Origin of the sequence: Kaistella jeonii, assembly GCF_000812865.1 — a bacterium.
GTDB classification, from domain to species: domain Bacteria; phylum Bacteroidota; class Bacteroidia; order Flavobacteriales; family Weeksellaceae; genus Kaistella; species Kaistella jeonii.
The window spans coordinates 1-19,523 of record NZ_JSYL01000008.1 but is presented as its reverse complement, the minus strand read 5'-3'; the positions used below and the strand labels follow the sequence as shown (position 1 = coordinate 19,523).

The 19,523-nt window shown below is 34.9% G+C and carries 15 protein-coding genes and 1 pseudogene; 6 read left to right on the top strand and 10 right to left on the bottom strand.

The genetic code is table 11. The features are described 5' to 3' along the window. Positions 1-32: 32 nt before the first annotated feature. The 4 genes from priA (at position 33) to OA86_RS11305 (ending at position 7,361) form a co-directional block, all read left to right on the top strand. Entirely contained in the window at positions 33-2,486 is a 2,454-nt protein-coding gene (gene priA / locus OA86_RS11320) for a replication restart helicase PriA (protein WP_039353195.1), read from the top strand. Between the two features lie 148 nt (positions 2,487-2,634). Beyond that, complete coding sequence (dacB, locus tag OA86_RS11315; RefSeq protein ID WP_039353193.1) at positions 2,635-4,095, top strand: D-alanyl-D-alanine carboxypeptidase/D-alanyl-D-alanine endopeptidase; 1,461 nt, start codon at positions 2,635-2,637, stop codon at positions 4,093-4,095. Between the two features lie 79 nt (positions 4,096-4,174). After that, complete coding sequence (locus OA86_RS11310) at positions 4,175-6,106, top strand: M1 family metallopeptidase (protein WP_039353191.1); 1,932 nt, start codon at positions 4,175-4,177, stop codon at positions 6,104-6,106. A gap of 61 nt (positions 6,107-6,167) precedes the next feature. Continuing rightward, entirely contained in the window at positions 6,168-7,361 is a 1,194-nt protein-coding gene (locus OA86_RS11305) for a glycine C-acetyltransferase (protein ID WP_039353190.1), read from the top strand. A 77-nt stretch (positions 7,362-7,438) separates the two neighbouring features. Here OA86_RS11305 and OA86_RS11300 read toward each other — a convergent pair whose 3' ends face one another. From OA86_RS11300 to OA86_RS11280, 5 genes are all read right to left on the bottom strand, one after another. Beyond that, complete coding sequence (locus OA86_RS11300; protein WP_039353189.1) at positions 7,439-8,965, bottom strand: TSUP family transporter; 1,527 nt, start codon at positions 8,963-8,965, stop codon at positions 7,439-7,441. A 3-nt stretch (positions 8,966-8,968) separates the two neighbouring features. Continuing rightward, positions 8,969-10,207, bottom strand: a complete 1,239-nt coding sequence (locus tag OA86_RS11295) for a sulfate adenylyltransferase subunit 1 (RefSeq protein ID WP_039353399.1) — start codon at positions 10,205-10,207, stop codon at positions 8,969-8,971. Positions 10,208-10,317: 110 nt separating this feature from the next. Further along, on the bottom strand, positions 10,318-11,226 hold the full coding sequence (gene cysD / locus OA86_RS11290; RefSeq protein WP_039353187.1) for a sulfate adenylyltransferase subunit CysD: 909 nt from the start codon (positions 11,224-11,226) through the stop codon (positions 10,318-10,320). An 18-nt stretch (positions 11,227-11,244) separates the two neighbouring features. Next, positions 11,245-11,940 carry a phosphoadenylyl-sulfate reductase gene (locus tag OA86_RS11285; protein ID WP_039353184.1) on the bottom strand — a complete coding sequence of 232 codons (696 nt, stop codon included), beginning with the start codon at positions 11,938-11,940 and terminating at the stop codon, positions 11,245-11,247. Positions 11,941-12,029: 89 nt separating this feature from the next. Further along, complete coding sequence (locus OA86_RS11280; RefSeq protein ID WP_039353181.1) at positions 12,030-12,437, bottom strand: RrF2 family transcriptional regulator; 408 nt, start codon at positions 12,435-12,437, stop codon at positions 12,030-12,032. A gap of 83 nt (positions 12,438-12,520) precedes the next feature. Between OA86_RS11280 and OA86_RS11275 the strand changes: the two genes are divergently transcribed. After that, positions 12,521-12,949: a DUF4268 domain-containing protein gene (locus tag OA86_RS11275; protein ID WP_039353178.1), complete on the top strand. Its 429-nt coding sequence runs from the start codon at positions 12,521-12,523 to the stop codon at positions 12,947-12,949. Positions 12,950-13,016: 67 nt separating this feature from the next. Here the strand turns inward: OA86_RS11275 and gldG are convergent, their stop codons facing one another. From gldG to OA86_RS11260, 3 genes are all read right to left on the bottom strand, one after another. Then, positions 13,017-14,672: a gliding motility-associated ABC transporter substrate-binding protein GldG gene (gene gldG, locus OA86_RS11270; RefSeq protein WP_039353175.1), complete on the bottom strand. Its 1,656-nt coding sequence runs from the start codon at positions 14,670-14,672 to the stop codon at positions 13,017-13,019. 21 nt (positions 14,673-14,693) lie between these two features. Further along, positions 14,694-15,422 carry an ABC transporter permease subunit gene (locus tag OA86_RS11265; RefSeq protein ID WP_039353172.1) on the bottom strand — a complete coding sequence of 243 codons (729 nt, stop codon included), beginning with the start codon at positions 15,420-15,422 and terminating at the stop codon, positions 14,694-14,696. An 83-nt stretch (positions 15,423-15,505) separates the two neighbouring features. Continuing rightward, positions 15,506-16,054 (bottom strand): CopD family protein, encoded by a 549-nt coding sequence (locus OA86_RS11260; protein WP_039353169.1) that lies wholly within the window; start codon positions 16,052-16,054, stop codon positions 15,506-15,508. A gap of 154 nt (positions 16,055-16,208) precedes the next feature. On the opposite strand from OA86_RS11260, the gene OA86_RS11255 reads away from it, so the two are divergent. Beyond that, positions 16,209-18,365: a M12 family metallo-peptidase gene (locus OA86_RS11255; protein WP_246008058.1), complete on the top strand. Its 2,157-nt coding sequence runs from the start codon at positions 16,209-16,211 to the stop codon at positions 18,363-18,365. A 79-nt stretch (positions 18,366-18,444) separates the two neighbouring features. On the opposite strand, the gene OA86_RS11250 is transcribed toward OA86_RS11255, so the two are convergent. Beyond that, a complete protein-coding gene (locus OA86_RS11250) occupies positions 18,445-19,272 on the bottom strand; it encodes an SAM hydrolase/SAM-dependent halogenase family protein (protein WP_039353166.1) in 828 nt (275 codons plus the stop codon). A 97-nt stretch (positions 19,273-19,369) separates the two neighbouring features. Beyond that, a pseudogene (locus tag OA86_RS16030) lies at positions 19,370-19,523 on the bottom strand (IS982 family transposase); the annotation flags it as partial.

The window sequence follows — 19,523 nt, the reverse complement described above, 5'->3', positions numbered from 1 at the left end:
CAAACTTTCGAACATCACCAAATCATCTTATCATCAAACCAACTTTTGCCCAAATCATTCTTCCGCTCAATTTAAAAGGAACTTTTACCTACAAAGTTCCCGCTGAACTTGCAGAAAAAATAGAAAACGGAATGCGGGTTTTGGTACCTTTTGGTGGAAAAAAGATTTATACCGGAATTGTTTTCGATCTTCATGATCAAGAACCGGAGGCTTTTGCGCCAAAAGAGATCATCAATCTCTTAGATGATTTTCCTATTTTACCGAAAGAGCAGATCTCTTTCTGGGACTGGCTTTCCAAATATTACCTCTGCAATATTGGCGAGATTTACCGCTTTGCTTTTCCTTCTTCTTTGAAGCTGGAAAGTGAAACTTATTTAAAACTGAAATCTGGTATTACCATCGATTTTCAGAATTTAGATGTAAATGAAATGTATCTCATTCAAGCTTTGGAAGTGCGGCAACTCATTAATTTAACGGAGATTGAAGCTTTTATTCCTAAAAAGGAAATTGTGAAAACAATAAAATCTTTGATCGATTTACAATATATTGAAGTTGACGAAAAAATTGCTGAAAAGTACAAAGCCAAAGAAATTGCTTTTTTAAAAATTAATGAAGAGGAAATTTCTAGTAAAAGTCTGGCTCAAATACTTTTGTTATTAAAGAAAGCACCAAAACAGCAGGAATTATTTCTTTTATTGTTAGAACAACATACTGAAGATCCTGAAAAAACAATCAAAAAATCAGATATTTTAGAAGACGGAAATTTTGCACATTCCCAGTTAAAATCCTTAATAGAGAAAAATTTGGTGCTGGAATATTATCTTCAGAAAGACCGTTTGCAAACCTATGAAGGCGAAATTGAAGATTTAGATTCTTTGACAGATGCACAACTTGAAGCCAAAACAGAAATTGATAAAGCTTTAGAAGAAGGAAAAAATGTGTTGCTTCACGGCGTTACTTCTTCCGGGAAAACGCATCTTTATTTAGACAAGATTGAAGAAACAATTGAAGCTGGGAAAAATGTATTGTTCTTGCTTCCAGAAATTGCCATTACGAAACAAATTGTACAGCGTTTAGAAAAGAAATATGGTAAACAACTCGGTTTCTATCATCAAAAATTGACTGATTTTGAAAGAGTTGAAGTTTGGCGAAGAGTCAGAAATAACGACTTAAGAATTTTGATCGGAACACGAAATGCGTTGTTTCTTCCTTACCAAAATTTAGGTTTAATAGTCGTCGATGAAGAACACGATTCTGCTTATAAACCGAGAGAAGTTTCTCCCTTTTTCAATGCAAAAGATGCGTCACAGGTTTTAGCAAAAATGTATGGGGCGAATGTAATTTTAGGTTCTGCAACGCCTTCTGTGGAATCTTATTATTTAGCTAAAAAAGAGAAACTGGCTTATGTTTTTTTAGGAGAAAGGTTTGGAAAGGTGAAGTTGCCCGAATTTGAGCTGATCAACTTTAAAGAAGAACAGGATTCAAAAAAAATCATAGGAAATTTCTCTTTAAAATTAATTGACGAAATAAAAAAAGAACTCGACCGGAAAAAGCAAACCATGATCCTACACAACCGCCGTGGTTACGCCAATGTGGTGGAATGTGAAAGCTGTGGTTACGTTAATTACTGTTCAAACTGTGATGTTGTGATGACTTATCATAAATTTTCGAACGAAATGAAATGCCATTACTGTGGTCAGAAAGCTTCAAAACCAAATGCTTGTCCGAAATGCAATTCAGAAAATTTGAATGTTAGAGGAGTCGGGGTAGAGCAGATTCACGAGGAAATGGTCAAGATTTTTCCTGAAGCAGAAGTCGATCGAATGGACGTAGATTCAATGCGCAAAAAGTTCGCCTATGAAAAATTGTACGAGAAATTGGAAGATGGCGAAACCGATATTTTGGTCGGAACGCAAATGATATCAAAAGGTCTGGACTTCGAAAATATAGAATTGGTCGCCATTCCACGAGCTGATTCGATGTTGTATGTTCAGGATTTTCGTGCGGAGGAGAGAGCTTTTCAGTTGATCACGCAGGTTTCTGGTAGAGCAGGAAGAATTTCGGGCGAAGGAAAAGTTTTAATTCAAACTTACAATCCAGAACATTCTGTTTTCCAGTTGATCAAAGAAAATGACCCTTCAAAAATCTATGAGCATTTTCTGGAAGAGCGAAAGAAATTTTTGTATCCTCCTTTCGTAAAATTAATAATGATTGAATTGAAACATCGAAAAGAAGACAAGGTCAATCGTGCTTCCCAGTTTTTGGGTTCTATTCTGCATAAATATTTACCACCAGAATGTATTTTGGGTCCTGAAAAATCACCCATTGGGAAATTGAATTTAATGTACCAATATCAGATTTTGTTAAAGCTCCCGAGAGGTAAAACTTACAATGAGTACAAGAATTTAATTTTGAAAAGTTTTGAAGAATTTGAGGAAATCACTGCATATCAAAGTATTAAAAAGCTGATTTTTGTGGATTTTTAACAGTATTTAACATAATTAAGATGTTTTTATTAGGGTGAAAACACGGTACTTCGATAATAATTGATACTTTTGACCGTTGGAAATATGTTGCTTTCTTTATATAAGGTTAACATGATCAATCAGCGATAATCAAATAAATTTATATTAAATGATTAGACTTAAAAATATTTTTGTTTCTTCCGCACTTGCTGTTTCAGCTTTTGCATTCTCTCAAGGAACTTTTACAAATTCGACTTATCCTCAATCTTACGATAATCAATCCTCAAATTCACCGAAAGACTTCGCTTCTACAGAGAAATTAATGACCGCCAAAGAATTGGTTGACATTAACATTAATTCGATGATGAGTGATCCTGTTCTTCGAAATGCGAGCTGGGGTTTTGTAATTTATGATCCAAAGACCAAAAAAGTGGTAAGTTCTTATAATGAAAATACGCCTTTAGTTCCGGCTTCAACTACAAAATTGTTGACTACCGAAACTGCAATGAGTTTGATGGGTGAAAAATTTCGTTGGATCACGCAACTCGAATATTCTGGAACGATCGATGTAGATGGAAATCTGCAGGGAAATTTGTATGTTGTTGGAAGCGGTGATCCTTCTTTAGGAACGAATAAAGCTGGCGCTTCTTCTTACAGAGATATTGTTTCTGATTTTGTTTTGGCAATGGCTGGAAAAGGAATTAAAAAAGTAAGCGGTGATATCATTATTCAGACCGCAGTTTTCAAAGCCAATAAATCGCAGACTTTACCCGAAAATATCGTTTGGTTAGAAAATGGCAATTATTATTTACCGGTTGGTTCTACTTTAGAAATCAGTCCTTCTAATGAAAAGTTGATCGCCAAACAATCTAATCCATTCGCTGAAAATAAAAATTTCTATTACATTTCTCCCTATATCAAACAGATGGTTTATGCCGACAAGTTTGAAGGGATCGGTTTAACGACAAAAGTTCCCGATGCTCCTGCTTATTTGGCAAATACTTTAAGAGCAACCCTTTTAAAAAGTGGTATTCACGTAAGTGGAAAAGTAACTCCAAGAATGACGGATCCAAATCCTGAAAAAAGAGAATTGATAACAGCTTACCAGTCTCCAACATTGACCGATATTATGACCTACACCAATCAGCATAGTGACAATGGTTTGGCTGAAGCTTTTTTGAGAACAGTTGGTTTTCAAAAAAACGGCGATCAGACTTTAGAGTCGGGTAGAAATGCAGTGGTTGCTCATTTGAATTCGATCGGTTTTGATACGAGCGGCTTAAATTATATCGATGGAAGTGGATTATCAAGAAGTAATCTGGTAACTCCAATTGCCCAGGTTAAATTTCTAACAGGTTTAATGAATGAAAAATTTTATAAAACCTATTTCGATTCTTTACCAATCGGTGGGCAAACGGGAACGTTGAAAAGAATGTTTAATGGAAATGGGAACGGACAAATTTTTGCAAAAACCGGAACATTAAATAAAGTAAAAACTTTAGCAGGTTACATGAAAACCAACACCGGAAAAACACTGGTATTTTCCTTATTGATCAATAATTATGCAGGTTCTGTCGATCAGGTGAAAAGCAAAATGGAACAGCTTTTACAACCTGCGTTGAGTTTATAACAATATTTTCCTAAAATCATTAACCTTTCAATAATAATTGGAAGGTTTTTTTTATCTTTATCGCAAATTAAATTTTTAAATGAAAAAATTATACGTCTTAATTCTTGCTATGATTTGTGTTCAAATTTATTCCCAAAAAAATGAGGAAGCTGAACGAAAAAGCATGATAAAAAGTGAGCTCAGCAGATATTCAAAAATGATCGGTTATAATGAAAATCCGAATACTTTGAATTATGATTTAAAATATCAGCGTTTGGAATTGAGCTTAGATCCTGCAGCACAATTTGTAAGTGGTACGGTTACGAGTCATTTTCAGGCGAAACAAAATATGTCGAGTATTTATTTTGATCTTTCAAATGTCTTGACCGTTTCAGAAGTTAAATACCATGGCGCAAATCTTACCTTCACTCAATTATCTTCGAAGGAACTTAAAATAGATTTTCCTGTTAATATTCCAGCTTCAACCTTAGATTCTTTGTCGGTGAAATATTCTGGTGCTCCAGATACGGCCGGAAGTGCGGGTGACGCGTTCACCGTTTCTACACAGGGCGGAACTCCAGTTTTATTTACCCTTTCTGAACCTTACGGTGCGCAGGAATGGTTCCCTACAAAACAGAGTATGAATGATAAAATTGAAAAAGTCGATATGAAAATTACGACTCCTTCTCAGTATAATGTTGCTTCGAACGGAAAATTATTTTCAGAAACAATCACAGGAAGCAATAAACTAACTTTTTGGCAAACCAATTATCCGATCCCTGCCTATTTAATTGCATTGGGAATTACGAATTATACCAAAATTAATGATACGATGGGAACGCCGCCGTTTCCGTTTGTAAATTATTTATATCCTGCTACGACTGCCAACACGACAATCATGTCAAACATTGCCTATACTAAAAATATTATGGAAATGTTCGAAATTTATTTAGGACCATATCCTTACAGAAATGAAAAGTATGGTCACATGGAATTCGGTTGGGGCGGCGGAATGGAACATGCGACAATGTCATCTATGGGAGCATGGAGCAGATCGATTATTGCACACGAATTAGCCCATCAATGGTTTGGTGATAAAGTTACTTGTGGCGCGTGGAATGATGTCTGGTTAAATGAGGGTTTTGCCACTTATGGCGCCACTCTTGCCAACGAAAAATTATTGATGACGAATGCTCAGTTTATGACCTATCTTTCGAATGAGATCACCAATATAACCAGTTCTACTGGTGGAAGTGTATATGTTGCAGATAGTAACTTGAACAATAATAATGTACTTTTTAGCAGCAGATTAAGTTATTCTAAAGGTGGTTATGCATTGAAAATGTTGAAATGGATCCTGGGAGATGAAGTATTTTACTCCGCACTTCGGGATTATCATTCACGTCCAAATCTTGCTTACAAGTATGTAAAAACTGCAGATTTCAAAAATTCGCTTTTACTTTCGACTGGAAAGGATTTTACAAAATTTTTTAATGACTGGATTTACGGACAAGGATATCCAACTTATACAATCAAATGGAACCAAAATGCAGATCAAATATTAAGATTTAAGGTGAGCCAGATTCAAAGTAACGCTTCTGTAAGCTTTTTCGAATTGCCTTTACCAATCAAAGTGAACGGAACCGGTGGACAAGTCGCCTATCTTGTTTTAGATAATACCATCAATAATCAGAATTTTGCAAAAACGGTTGGCTTCCCGGTTGCATCCGTTCAGTTTAATTATGAATATCAAATTGTTCAGAAAAATTCAACCGTTACCAAAGACACTGGAATTCTAGCCGTAGGAAATTCAGAAAAAGAAGCGGTTAAAATCTACCCTAATCCCGTACGAAATCAAATTACCATTACAGGAATTTCAAAAGCGCAATCTTTTGAAATCTACAGCATGGAAGGTAAACTGATAAAAGCTGGTAAATATTCTTCTGATAAAACAATCGATGTAAATATCCTTCCAAAAGGAGTTTATCTCTTAAAAATAGATGATCAAAATCTTAAGTTTATAAAAGAATAAAACTAAAAGCTCTCAGTAATGAGGGCTTTTTTCTTAAATTAGCATTTCAAAATAATTAATTATGATTTCTAAAAATTATCTGGAAACTCTTCAGAGCGAACTTCAAAATATTAAGAATGACGGCTTGTTCAAAACCGAACGAATAATTACCTCACAGCAATCTGCGGTAATTGAAGCCAACGGAAAAACGCTTTTGAATTTCTGTGCAAATAACTATTTGGGATTATCGAATAATAAAGAAGTGATGAAAGCATCCCAAGAGATGATCGAAAGTCACGGCTACGGAATGTCTTCGGTGCGTTTTATTTGCGGAACTCAGGATATTCATAAAGAACTGGAAGCGAAAATTTCTAAATTTCTAGGTTTAGAAGACACGATTTTATATGCGGCATGTTTCGATGCAAATGGCGGCGTTTTCGAACCTTTGTTTACAGATCAGGATGCGATTATTTCTGATGAATTAAACCACGCTTCCATTATTGACGGCGTTCGTTTGTGTAAAGCAGCGAGATACCGTTACAAGAATAATAATATGGCAGATTTGGAAGAGCAGTTAATTGAGGCTTCAAAAAAAGACCACCGTTTCAAAATCATCGTAACCGACGGAGTTTTCTCCATGGATGGAATTGTTGCCGATTTAAAAGGAGTTTGCGATTTAGCAGATAAATATGATTGTTTAGTGATGGTCGATGATTCTCACGCAACAGGATTTATCGGTAAAACTGGTCGTGGAACGCATGAAGCTAATGAGGTAATGGGAAGAGTAGATATTATCACTTCTACTTTAGGAAAAGCTTTAGGTGGAGCACTCGGTGGATTTACTTCCGGTAAAAAAGAGATCATCGATATGTTAAGACAGCGTTCAAGACCTTATCTATTCTCAAATTCTCTCGCTCCAGGAATTGTTGGTGCTGCAATTAAAGTGTTGGATATGATTTCCGATGATACTACTTTGAGAGATCAGGTCATGGAAAATGCAGAATATTTTAGAAAAGAAATGAAAGCCAAAGGTTTTGATATTCCAGATGGTGATGCTGCGATTGTCCCAGTAATGTTGTACGATGCACCTTTAGCTCAAAAAATGGCAGAACATTTAATGGATGAAGGAATTTACGTCATCGGATTTTTCTTTCCGGTTGTGGCGAAAGGAAAGGCAAGAATCAGAGTTCAGCTTTCTGCGGCACATACCAAAGATCAGTTAGACAAAGCGATTGCAGCTTTCGAAAAAGTAGGAAAGGATTTGGGAGTTATTTAAAAATTTCTCGTAAAATATATTTGAAACCTTCTGTAATAGAAGGTTTTTTTATTGATAAAAATTCTGTTTCAGATTTTTTAAGTCAATGATTTTACAATTGAAATTAAACTTAAAGTAATAATTAGAACTCCAATCACAACAAACATTTTCTTAATAGGTAATCTGCTCGTAAGCATTGCTGCAAAAGGCGCGGTAATAATTCCACCGATCAAAATTCCGAGAACAATGTTCCAGTGCTGAATTCCGATGGTCATTACAAAAGTGATTGCACTCGTAATTGTCAAAATAAATTTCGCGAAGGTAGAACTTCCGATGACATATCTTGGAGTTCGTCCATCTTTTAATAAAGTTCCTGTAACAATCGGACCCCATCCACCGCCGGTAAAAGAATCGATAAAACCACCGAATAATCCTAAAACTCTGATGTTTCGTCCAGATTTCTGGGTAGAATTCTTTTTTTTATTTTTTTTGAATGCGTTTCGTAAAATATTAATTCCTAGATATAAAGTATAGCAGGAAATCAATGGTTTCAAAATATGAGCGTAATGTTCCCCAAAATAAGTCAGTGATAATGCACCGACAATCGCACCGATAATTGCGGGAAATGACAATGCTTTTACCAATTTAATATTCACATTCTTTAATCGAAAATGACTGATACTTCCCGCTGCAGACGTAAATGTTTCCGCAGAGTGAATACTTGCACTAATAATCGGTGGAGCAATATTCAGCATCAAAAGAATCGTAGTGCAAATGATTCCGTAACCCATTCCGGTACTTCCCACAACCAATTCTGCAACGAAACCGACCGCCAACATTTTATAGAAAATATGGTTGTCAGCATTTAGAAATTCATTGATATTTGGAAATAATTGAAATTCAAAAAGAATATAAGAGAGAACGGCAATTAAAACCAAAACACCGATAATACCTAGATAAATATTAGAATGACGACGAACTGCTTTAGTTATTTTCTCTAAATTTTCGAATTCAGAATCTGCGAGTAGATGTTTTTGTTTCTGGTCAAGATATTCTGCGGTAATATTATCGAGCGTTTTTAGTTCATCATCCCGGTTCATTAAAGGATTTTTATACGTAAGCTTTAATTTGTCGATAAACTCCTCAAGGTCAGAAGGAATACTGTGTTCGATGATTCGGTTGATTCTTTTCTGAACTTCTGGCGAATAATCATTAGAAGAAATTCCCAGTTTTATATTTTCTTTTTTAATGACCGAAACCAAAGAAAAGTCACTGATTTGTGGCTTACCAATAACGTTGATGAGAATATTTTTATTTTGGGAAATTTGAAGAAGATGTTCTTCATATTCGTGATCTTCGATAGAAATAATTAATAATGCAAAATCCTGTAGATCATCTTCTTCCATTTTTCGAGCAAAAAGAGTGATGTTGGATTTGGCTGATGACAATTCGATTAATTCATCAGAAATGTTTTCATCAAAGATTTTAATTTTACAGTTGATAGAATTGCGACCTATTTGTTTTACTGCTCTGAAAATCAAATCATCATGTCCAACTAACATTACAGAAATCCGTTCCAGATTGAGGAATACCGGATGCATATTATTGGGTTGAACTTCGCTCATCTCTTATAAAATCATTACGCCACCAACAGTTGAATTGCTGGTTTCATCGATCAAAATTGCACTTCCTGTTCCTTTGTTTTTTTCAAACGAATCGAAAACTAACGGACTCGCAGTTTTTATAGTGACTCGTACAATTTCATTGAGTTTTACAGAATCTGTCGAGGTTTCTTTTAGCGAATTAACATCAATTTTATAATCAATTTCTTTTACGATGGCTTTAATCAATTTGCTTCTGTGTTGAAGGAAATATTTATTTCCCGGAACTAATTCCTTATGATCCATCCAGCAAACCAACGCTTGAAATTCATTTGCCACGGTCGGAATTTGATCTGCATGAACAAAATAATCCCCACGCGAAATATCAATATCATCTTCAATATGAATTACGGCGGGTTGTGGCGCAAAAACTTCATCGACTTCTTTTCCACCAGTTTCAACTTTAGAAATTGTGGTTTCAATATTTTGTGGCAGTACTTTTATTCGATCTCCTTTTTTATAAATTCCGCTCACGATTTCTCCAGCGTAACCTCTGTAATCATGGAATTCTTCGGTTTGAGGACGGATTACAAACTGCACTTGAAACCGAGTTTCATCCAAGTTAATTTCTTTATTAATTTCAACTTGCTCCAAATATTCTAATAATGAACTTTCTTTAAACCAAAGCATTTTGGTAGATCGATCCACAATATTATCTCCATCTAAAGCAGAAATTGGGAAGAACTGAATATTGTTGAGGTCTAATTTTTTAGCAATTTCCAGATAATCGGTTTTAATATTTTCAAAAATTTCTTCAGAATAATTGACTAAATCCATTTTATTCACAGTGATTACCACGTGCTTAATTTTCAAAAGAGAAGCGATAATACTGTGCCTTCTGGTTTGCTCAATCACGCCTTGTCGCGCATCGATGAGGATGATCATCAAGTCAGAATTAGACGCACCCGTGATCATGTTTCTTGTGTACTGAACGTGTCCTGGAGCATCCGCAATAATGAATTTCCGATTCGGTGTTGAGAAATATCGGTACGCCACATCGATGGTAATTCCCTGTTCCCGTTCAGCTCGCAAACCATCGGTAAGAATAGCTAGATCTATTCCGTCGGAATTTTTATTTTTAGATTGTTTTTCCAAGGCTTCCAGTTGATCCACCAGAATACTTTTGCTGTCGTATAAAAGCCGACCAATTAAGGTACTTTTGCCATCATCAACACTTCCAGCGGTCATTAATCTTAATATATCCATATTTCTTTTTCTTTTTCTTTTTCTTTTTATTTTTAGTAATGAGTAATTGGTAATGAGTAATAATTGCATTTCTTGTTAACAATTACTCATTACCTATTTCTTATTGCTCATTAAAAGTATCCTCCCTTTTTTCGGTCTTCCATCGCGGCTTCGGTAACTTTATCATCGATTCTGGTTTCACCTCTTTCCGAAATTCTGGAAGCCGTAATTTCCTGAACTACTTCATCTAAAGTTGCTGCATTGCTTTCCACTGCTGCCGTGCAAGTCATATCACCAACGGTTCTGTAACGAACAGTCTTCGTAGAAATTACATCTTCTTTATCAATTTGAATGAAATTTGAAACTGCAATTAATTGGCCTTCATATTCTAAAACTTCTCTTTCATGTGAAAAATAAATAGATGGCAATTGAATATCTTCTTTTTTAATATAATTCCAGACATCAAGTTCAGTCCAGTTTGAAATTGGGAAAACGCGAACATTTTCACCTTTGTGAATTCTTCCGTTGTAGATTTTCCATAATTCAGGTCTTTGAAGTTTTGGATCCCATTGTCCGAAATCGTCTCGTACGGAGAAAAATCGTTCTTTTGCTCTGGCTTTTTCTTCGTCACGGCGCGCTCCACCAATACACGCATCAAATTGAAATTCTTCAATCGTTTCTAATAGAGTATGAGTTTGTAGCCAATTTCTGGAAGCGAATTTTCCTTTTGGTTCTGTCAGTTTTTGTTTGTGAATCGTGTCTTCGACTTTTCTGACAATTAATTCTGCACCGATTTCTTTGGCTAAAAAATCCCGGTAAGCCAAGGCTTCCGGGAAATTATGACCCGTGTCGATATGAACTAAAGGGAAAGGGATTTTCATCGGAGCAAATGCTTTCATCGCTAAATGAACCAGCGTAATTGAATCTTTTCCACCGCTAAATAAAAGTGCAGGTTTTTCAAATTGCGCTGCAACTTCCCGCATAATATAAATGCTTTCTGCTTCTAATTGCTCCAGATCATTTAGATGATATTTTGACATAATTGAGTTTTAGAATTTTTATTTTTCTGAATGCAGACCGCATTCTTTCTGAGATTCTTCCCACCACCATCTTCCGGCGCGAGGATTTTCACCGGGTTCAATTGCTCTTGTGCACGGTTTGCAACCAACGCTGATGAACCCTTTTTTATGAAGAGGTAAATCCATAATTTGATGTTCCTTAATATATTTTAAAACATCGTCGTAACTCCAGTGTATTAATGGATTGAATTTGTAGAGTTGTCTGATTTCGTCCCAGTCTAACATTTTTAAGGAATGTCGATTTTCTGATTGCTCACTTCTGAGTCCGGTAATCCAGATTTTTGCACCTGCCAAAGCGCGATTGAGTGGTTTTACTTTTCGGATATTGCAACATTCTTTTCTGTTTTCTATGGAATGAAAAAAACCATTAATTCCTTTTTCGTTTACAAATTTTTCCACATCATCAGCATCAGGAAAATAAACTTCTGTTTTGATTTTGTATTTTGAATTATTGTTGGCAAGAAGGTCGTAATGTTCGTAAAATAATCTCCCTGTATCAAGCGTAAAAACTTTAATGGGTAATTTATTTTTAAAAATAACATCGGTGATAATTTGGTCTTCTTGACCTAAAGAAGTTGAAAAGACAATTCCATCTGGAATCATCTCGCACAATTTAAAAAGACTTTGCTCAAGAGAAAGTTTTTCTATCTGTTGAATTTCTTCTGTTGAGAACATTATTTATTAATTTAATGTCAACAAATTTGCGATAAATTTACTATTCTACCAAATTAGTGGACTAATAAGTCAAATAAAAAGATAATGAATTAATGTGCGATATCCAGCAAAGTTTTCTTCTCTAAAATCGCTAAAGTCGCATCTCGAACTTCGATGAGGATATCGTGTAAACCGCAGTGTTCCTGGTTGCAATTGAGACATTGCTCATGAAAATTAATACTTACACACGGAATCATCGCAATGGGACCATTCACCAAACGAATTATGGTAGCAAGCGAAACTTTAGACGGGTCTGCATTGAAAAAATAGCCACCACCTTTTCCTTTTTTACTGTCAAGAATTTCGGCTTTCTTAAGTTCAAGAAGAATATTTTCTAAAAATTTTATAGGTATTTTTTTCTCTGTGGCAATATCTGAAATCAAAATCGGACCTTCATTTTTTTTCCCTACAAGATAGGAAAGGGCTCTAAAAGCATATTGGGATTTTTTCGATAGCATAAAGCAAAATTAAGTAAAAGTTTTTAGAAGCTGGAAAAAGCACGATAATTTGATTAATTTAGCGGTTGGTTAATTTTATTTGAATGTTTAGCAAACAAGAAGCACAACATTATAGACAAGAATTTTGGATCGCTTTCGGGAAAAGTTTTCCTCGAAAGTGGATTCTTTATAATACTAAAATTAAAGATTTCTCCTTTAAATTTAATGCAGATCCGAAGAAAGCAGAGGTATCTTTGGATATAGAAATGAGTGATGAACTCTTTAGGAATGCCTACTTTGAAAAAATGTGGTCCTTGGAATCTATTTTAGAAGAAGAAGTTGGTGCTGTTCAAAAAGATGAATTTTACACTTTAGAAAACGGAAAAGTAATTTCACGTTTTTGGATCACTAAAGAAAATGTTTCGATCTATAATAAAAATACTTGGCAAGAAATATTTGAATTTTTTATAGAAAAAATGGAAGGATTTGAAAGAGTTTTCTATGAATATGAGGATTTTATCAAAGATGTTTAAAGTCATTTCTCTTTCTGAATTTTAACCAAAAAAAAACCTTTAAGATTTATACTTGAAGTTCTCTTATTTAATGAAATTTTCTTTTTCGCCACCAATAGAAAAATCCTCCTAAAATTGCGATAATTGCCAAAGGAAATAATAAATTGATCCATTGCCAGTACGTTTTTTCTTCGTCGATTCTTTGTCTGTCGAGTAATCTGGCTTCAATATTTCGGTTTCTTAATTCCATTAAATTGGAATCATCCAAAAGAAAATCGAGGGAATTTCTCAAAAACTGTTCGTTGCCGTAGGTTTGTTTCGTCAGTAGATCTTCGCCGAGAGGAAGCGCTTTTCCTTTATAAATTTGATTTCTGCCGACATCACCATCTGCAATAATTATCATTTTATTGTTTTTACTCTGAGCTTTAAAATCAGGGTAAGAATTTCGCTCACTTCTGGTTGCGTAAGCAGAACTAAATTTTCCCTCTAAACTGACTGCGAAAATTTTCGCCGCTGTAGGTTTATCGAATTCACTTAAGGAATCTGTTCGCACAATTTCTGCCAAAGAAACGTAATTCGGAACTTGTTTGATACTCGTTCGTTCGCTGGATTCAAAAAGAACATTAGTTTTAATGTTTTTCCTTCCTAAAGTATCGATAGATGTTGGAAATTCAAATTTAACGGGATTAATATTTTTGGTAATTGGATTTTTATTTCCTGCGATTCCCAAAGGAAAGTAAGGCCATAGAAAGCTGCTGAATTGGGGGTTTCCAGCGACTTCCCCCGAAACAATTCTAATCAGCGCAGATTTTTTCATGTCTTTCACCAAACCTGGATTAATTCTAATTCCATAATTGAAGAAGAAATCGGTCAAGTTGATATCCATCGGATAAGCCATGATTTTTTTGGACTGAAAAAGCGTGTCCATTTCAGCATTTACTGCATCGATCATCCACAAAGTTTTTCCGCCGTTCATGATGTATTGATCTAAGATCAACTTTTCGTTTTCGGTAAAAGCTTTTCTAGGTTTTGCAATAACGATTGCGTCCATATTTTTCAGTTTCGGAACATCAGCTAGAGAAAGTTCTTTTTGATTTGCTGGAATAATGGGACCTGCGTTGTAATTTTCCAGCGCCATATCCATAAAACCTTTAAATTGCGTCGGTCCTAATTCATCCTGATTAATGAGAATTCCCACATTTTTTTTGCGATCTTCAGTCAGTAATTTAATGTTGGAAGCAAAATTATATTCCAGATTTTCAATGGAACGATTAAGTTGTTCAGAAGCGTCGATTCCGCTTTGATTGATGATTAAAGGAATGGGAAAACTGTTAGAACTATATTTCAATATCGCATAAGGAAACATCACGATCTCAGAAATTTTTCCGTCTTTCATATCGGGAAGAATCGAGGGTTGCAATCCCATCGCAGCCAAAGTTTCTTTGGATATTTTGCTTTTAATCGGATCGATAAATTTGAAATCGATTTTCGGATTTACCTTGCGAAATTCCTCCAACATAAATCGCGTTTCGTTTTGCAACTGGCGAAAACTTGCGGGGAAATCACCTTCCAGATAAACATCGACTGTTAAATGTTTATCAACGGATTCTAAAATTTTTAAAGTGGATGGTGAAAGCGTATATCTTTTTTCCTGCGTAAGATCGAAGCGCTTCGAAAAAATTCCGAAAACACCAAGTAGGAAGAGAATTCCAACAATAATATAAATAATCTGTTTTTTGTTCATTTGATGAAATCTAATAAGCTGTTATTTTTTCTTTTCTACGAAAATTTTAGCCAGAAAAAGGCAAATACCAATAACCAGAAGAAAGTAGAAGACATCTTTGGTATCGATCAATCCTCTTGTAAATGCGATGAAATGTTGGTAAAATCCGAGATTGCCAAGAATATAATCTGCGCCACCCAATAATTTGTAACTCGCTAATTGTTCAATTCCGAAATAGAAAATGAAACACAGGAAAACGCCAAGCAAATAAGCCATGATCTGATTCTGAGAAAGCGCAGAGGCTAAAATTCCGACTGAAGAAAAAGCTGCGATTAAAAGGATTAAACCAAAATAACTTCCGAAAGTTGCGCCCAAATCTATATTTCCTTCTGGAACGCCTAAAATATAAATCGTATAAAGATAAACGAGGGAAGGAATGATGCACAAAATTCCCACGAGCCAAACGGAGAGAAATTTACCGCCAATAATTTCAGAAATTTTCACAGGTTGAGAAAAAAGCCAGTTCAAAGTTCCAGATTGCTCTTCTTCCGCTAAAGATTTCATAGAAACTGCCGGAATGATAAACATTAAAAACCAAGGTGCTAAAACGAAATAGCTTTGCAAACTTGAAGTTCCAATATCGAAAATATTAGAATCATTTTCAAAGAAAAATAGAAATAAAGACCCAATTAAACTAAATGCAGCGATAATTAGCCATGCGCTCCAATTTCCGAAATAGCTCCAAAGTTCTTTTTTAAATATTGCGATCATATATATACTGGGTTCAAGTTACGGGTTCAGGTTGTGCGGTTTATAGTCATCAAATATTACCATTACTAATTTCTGATAGACAATTACTTTTTCTTATTTTTATTTACAAGTTTCACAGTTGCCATAATAAGTCCTACCAAAACGATAAACCCTACGATTAATTGCCACCAGTATTCAATCACCATCGATTTTAAAATCACCGTGAAGACAACTAAAAATAATATAAAAGTCGCAATTTCATTTGCCTGACGAAGTTTGATGTTTTCAATGGGCAGAATATTTCCCTCCAGATTTTTGATCTGTAAAACTTTTTTCCAGCACCAGTAATGATAAGCTGTAAGTCCGATCAGGAAAGTGAGTTTCAGATGAAACCAAGGAGTTCTCATTAAACCAAAATTCAGGAAGATCATAGTTAAACCTGTTAACAGCATGATGATTCCGGCAGGAACGGTAATGATATTCCATAATCTTCTTGCCATAAAAACATATTGTTCGCGAAGAATTTTTCGTTTTGTTTCCTCAAATTCATCGGTGTCCTTATAATAGACGAACAGCCGAACAAGGTAAAAAATCCCTGCAAAATAACTGACCATAAAAATAATATGAACGGCTTTGAGAATGGTGTAAAGCATCTGAAAAATTTAACGACAAAGATAAAAATTTAACCTTTACAAAGGGAGATTGTTTTAGCTTCTGTTCTCTAATTTTTCCGAATCTCGTCTTTTGTTGGCGTTTTCAGTTTATTTTTACTTATTTTGTAAAATAATAAAATTTAGTTTAATGATTATGAAAAGAATTTTCCAATTATGTTTCACATTGGCATTTTTTGCTCTCGGATTTTCGCAGAGTTTAAGGCTGGTTGCTGAAAAAGTGAGCAAGTCTCATACTGCAAATAAAACGTTTGCAAAGTATAATTTCTTCACTGTAGATCCTTCTACACAGAAACAACGCATTTACGATGCCGCTGCTGAAGGAATTACCGTAATGAAATTAAATACGAGTGAAATTCAGAGAATTACGACTGAAAGACCGGAAGCTTTAGAAATGAATTTTCCTTTTGAAGGAAAAACAATTACGCTGGAACTGATTAAAAATAATTTTTTTACCCAAGATTTCAAGGTGAACACCGATAAAGGATACGTTAATTATACTCCAGGAGTTTATTACCAGGGAATTGTAAAAGGTGATGACGAATCGATCGTAGCAATCAGCTTTTTCAAAGATGACGTTGTTGGTGTAACTTCAATTAAAGATGTTGGTAATATTGTTATTGGTAAAGCGAAAAATTCTCAGGATTTCGTTTCTTATAACGACGTAAATCTGAAAGGGGTAAATCCTTTTTCGTGCGGTAGCGATGAATTGCTTGAAAATCAAAATACTGCAATACCTTCCTACAATCCGAAAACCATGACTGCGAAGAAAACCGATAATTGCGTAAGAATTTATTACGAAGCCGGTTACGGACCTTACACTCAAAATGGTTCTAATGTAACTACGACAACCAATTGGGTATCTGCAATGCATAATAATATTTCTACCCTTTATGCTAATGACGGAATTACCGTTGCGTTGAGCGAAGTTTTTGTCTGGACAACCAATGATCCTTTTTCAGGAACTCCTTCTGATATCTTAAATCAGTTCAGAACGACGCGAACATCATTTAATGGAGATGTAGCTCAGCTTTTACGAAATCCTGCAACAACAAGTATTGCCTATGTTAATTCATTGTGTACTACTTCTAAATATTCATACTCGGGCGTAAATTTCGCTTATAGTAATGTACCCACCTATTCCTGGAATATTGAGGCGATGACTCACGAAATTGGGCATAATTTAGGTTCTCCACATACACACGACTGTTTCTGGAATGGCGATAATACAAGAATAGACGGTTGCGGACCAGCTTCCGGAAATGCAGGAAATGGAACTTGTCCAGCAGGACCATTACCAACTGGTGGTGGAACGATCATGAGTTACTGTCACCTTGTATCAAGTGTTGGTATTAATTTTACAAAAGGTTTCGGACCACAACCAGGCGCATTAATTAGAAATACCATCAACTCAAAAAGTTGTTTGGGAACAGACTGTATTACATCTTGTGTAGCAACAATTGCTGGATTGTCACTTACCAATCTTACGAAAACCTCTGTTACTGCAACAATCAATGATGCTACAGGAACTACTTGGAAATACAAACTTGCCAAAATGGATGGTACCATAATATCTTCTGGTACAACGACCAATAAAGTTATGAATTTTACAAATTTAATGCAGGGTAGCTATTACACCATCGCAGTTGGAGCTGATTGTTCTGCAGCTTTTGCTTATGAACAATTGATCTTTACCGATGCCGATTGGTGTGGTGGAGTATTGTTTACAGATTCAGGAGGTATTAGTGGAAATTATGGCGACAGTCAATCTTATTTTAAAACTATTTATCCTGTCAATGCTAATGATAAGGTGAAACTAACATTTACTCAGTTTGATGTTGATACGGGTGATTTTATGACTGTTTATGATGGGCCAGGAATTGGATCCCAAAGATTTCCAAATGGATCTCAGTTAACAGGAAATGCCATTCCCGGACCATTTCAGGCTACAACAGCAACAGGCGCGATCACTGTTAGATTTATTTCTAATACAGGTGGTACAAAAGGTGGTTGGAAAGGTAGTATTGAATGTTTAACTTTAGCAACAAGCGAAACTGCACTTGCGAACGACTTGAATATTTCTACCACTTCGACGAAAGGTATTTTTGCAATTACTTCAAAAGATAAAATTCTTTCTTATAAAGTATTTGATGCTTCAGGAAAATTGGTTAAGAATATAGGCAAACTAAACAGTTCAGAGGAAAAATTAGATATGTCGAATTATCCAGTTGGAACTTACGTTGTGAGTGTTAATACGTCAACAGGAACGATCACTAAGAAGATTATCAGGTAATCAAATCTTAATATATAGTAAATAGCCGGCTCTTATTGGAGTCGGCTATTTTTTTTAATTCAGAAAATCTTTTTTAAAATTACTGAAATTCGATATAGATATTTTCGCCGACCTGGAGACCAAATAAACTTTTGGCACCATTGTGTTCGTTGCCTTTGTAGATCGTGAGTTCGAGTAAACCAGCATCATTGAAAATCGCCGCTGATTTGCCGTGATATTCATGTTCATTTGTCCAGTCGTTTACAAAATCGGTGTATTGATTGTGAATTTTTGAAAGGGCTAAATTTCTAAATTTAATGATGAAATTTTCCAAGGCAATGTTATTCTTTTCAAAAAATTTTTTGCTGATATTTGAAACCACGTTTCCAAAATTATCAATGTACATAATTTCCCCAATGATCATCTTTTCACTTTCGTTATAAACTGGTCTTGGGAACGAAAGTTGCCTCGGTGTTTTAAATTTTCTGCCAATCACTTCTGGTAAACCACCATTGTGAAGATGAACAGCAACAGGCGCAAAAATATCGGTGGAAGTAAAGCTTACTTCATCATCAAACCGATTGTTTAAAGTGATTTCATAAACTGCTTCGGGTTTAATATCATAAAAAATCAAACTGAGCAGGCCATTGTCTGCAGCAATAAAATAATGTCCGTCATTTTGGTAAAGAATACACTTTCGGTCTTTGGTGAAAAAACTGTCTACTGAAATAATATGAACCGTTCCTTTTGGAAAAAATGAATACGAATTTCTTACGATATATGCAGTCTGAAGCAAATTATAAGCTTGAATTTGATGAGAAATATCGATGATTTTGACTTCGTCATTTAAGCTCAAAATTTTCCCTTTCACAGAAGCAACTCTGTGATCTACTAACCCGTAATCTGATGTAAAAGTGATAACCGCCATGAAAAAATTTAGAGAATTACAAATTTAGTTTAAAAAAAATGTTTCGAGCCCAATTGTGGAAAAGTAAAACTTTATATTTCAAACCCGTAGTGCATTATTAAATTATTGAGATTTTAATATTGTTCATATTTCTTTTAAAGACAAATACGTTTACAAGTTGGATAAATGTTAATGCTGTTATTTTACTTAATATTCTGGTTTTAAAACCATTAAAAGATTTTGCATAATTATTTCTGATTTTAAATTGATCG